Consider the following 2,039-nt stretch of genomic DNA (forward strand, 5'->3'; position numbering starts at 1 on the left):
CTGACGAAGTCAGTAACATATACCTACGGCAAGGCGACGTTGACGTGGTTTAAAGAGATTTTCGAAGAGTATAAAAGAAAGAAGCTGACAAAGGAGACAGGTATGGAACAAACATTTTTTATCATTAAACCAGATGGTGTAAAAAGAGGACTAGTGGGTGAAGTGTTGAAACGTATCGAACAACGTGGATTTACAATTGAAAAATTGGAGTTGCGTACACAGCTTTCAGAAGAGTTAATTGACCAGCACTATCAGGACTTGGTTGGTCAAAGTTTTTACCCACCGATTCGTGAATTTATGACTTCAGGACCGGTTCTTGTAGGTATCATTTCTGATCCCAAAGTAATCGAAACTTGGCGGACCATGATGGGTGCAACTGATCCAGAAGAAGCTTTACCAGGAACTATTCGAGTTGATTTTGCAAAAGCTGCTGGAGAAAATGAGACTATCCAAAATGTTGTACATGGTTCAGATTCAGAAGAGTCAGCTAAGCGAGAAATTGCTCTTTGGTTTTAAGAGTTGATTGGCTCAATCAATCGGTTAAAAGCTCATTTGAATAGAAAGTATAGTCACATAAAAAAGAAAGGACTAACTTCGTCCTTTCTCATTCTTAGTTTTTCTTCAACCTACTACAGTAGATAAACATACTGAATAGCTACTGTCTTCACTCATTTAATTCTTAAAAATTGATAGAGTTGACAAATGGTAGAAAAAAGCTCTTTTTAATAAGTTAAGTATCAACTACAGTTACGATTAGCATTCGTTACTTAACCCACTCACCATTATAGTTTACGTAGTAACCATCTACTGTGGTATTAACAGCTAGAGCACCTGAACCATAGGCATAATACCATTTACCATTGATTTGGAACCAGCCTGTTTTCATATCTCCATTACTTGCATTTAGATAGTACCATATTGAACCATCTTTCACCCAACCTGTTGCCATTGCACCTGATGAACGGAGGTAGTACCACTTATTGCCAATTTGCTTCCAACCAGTTTGCATGATACCAGTTTCTGAATCTAGATAGTACCAAGCTGAACCATCATTTATCCAACCTACACGTCTTTCACCACCAAGATTCTTATTCCCAGAATTTCCTGTTTTTGCTAGGTAATACCAGTTAGATTGATCATAAAGCCAACCTGTCTTTAAATAATGATCTTGATCAAAGTAGTAGTATGCTAATTTAAGAACTTCGGGACCTTCCCAGCCTTCACCATGTTTTTTCCCAACGGTTAAGGAATATTTTAGCTCTAATTCTTGCCAACCAACAAACTCTTGTAGCACTCCATTTTCGTCAAAGTAGTACCATTCTGGCATTGGGGAACCTTCTAATCTGATACCATTAGGGTAAGGACCAATTGTATATCCTTTAACTGGCATTGGAATGTACTGCCAACCAACAACCATTTCGCCATTATAATCAAAATAATAGGTCTTCCCATCAATCACTCGCCAGTCCGTTTCTTTGAGGTTCCCCTTTTTGTAATAGGTTCTACCGTTTTCTTGGACAAACTGCCATCCTTCAGAGTTATCTGCAAATACTGTATTCGTAGCTAGCAAACCAAAGAAAATTACTGTTAGTCCAGCTTGCATAGTTTTTTTCAAAAGTTTCATTTATATATACCTCCAATATTAAATCCATTCACCAGATGAAGCGAAATTATAAACTTTACCATCAATAGTTTGGCTACCTGTAACCATTGCTCCACTTGAATTGAGATAATACCAATTTCCTCCCACTTTTATCCAACCGGTTTTCATGTCTCCATTTTTATTATCTAAGTAATACCATCTGCCTCGTATATATTTCCAACCTGTTGCCATTGAACCAGAGGTTTCCAGATAATACCATTTCCCATTTACTTTTTGCCAATCTGTGAGCATCTTACCGGAGGCGTCTAGATAGTACCAAGTGTCATTTATCTTTTGCCAACCTGTTTGTTTCGTACTGTTCTTATAATAGTACCAAGTACCACCAATCAATTTCCAACCATCAATAGAATGCCCTCGAATAACAGAGTAGATGAAA

At 37.5% G+C, this 2,039-nt stretch carries 2 protein-coding genes and 1 pseudogene; 1 reads left to right on the plus strand and 2 read right to left on the minus strand.

Translation table 11 applies throughout. The annotated features are described in order from the left end of the window. Nucleotides 1-102: 102 nt before the first annotated feature. The gene (gene ndk, locus HT708_RS02645) at nt 103-516 is read left to right on the plus strand and encodes a nucleoside-diphosphate kinase (protein ID WP_000438300.1); all 414 of its coding nucleotides are present in this window, start codon (nt 103-105) and stop codon (nt 514-516) included. Nucleotides 517-763: 247 nt separating this feature from the next. On the opposite strand, the gene HT708_RS02650 is transcribed toward ndk, so the two are convergent. Both HT708_RS02650 and HT708_RS02655 read right to left on the minus strand, forming a co-directional pair. Continuing rightward, nucleotides 764-1,624 (minus strand): N-acetylmuramoyl-L-alanine amidase family protein, encoded by an 861-nt coding sequence (locus tag HT708_RS02650; RefSeq protein WP_172925935.1) that lies wholly within the window; start codon nt 1,622-1,624, stop codon nt 764-766. Between the two features lie 18 nt (nt 1,625-1,642). Next, nucleotides 1,643-2,039, minus strand: a pseudogene (locus HT708_RS02655) (N-acetylmuramoyl-L-alanine amidase family protein); the annotation flags it as partial.

The sequence above is a fragment of the Streptococcus sp. 3613 genome, from assembly GCF_013277375.1.
GTDB lineage: Bacteria > Bacillota > Bacilli > Lactobacillales > Streptococcaceae > Streptococcus > Streptococcus pseudopneumoniae.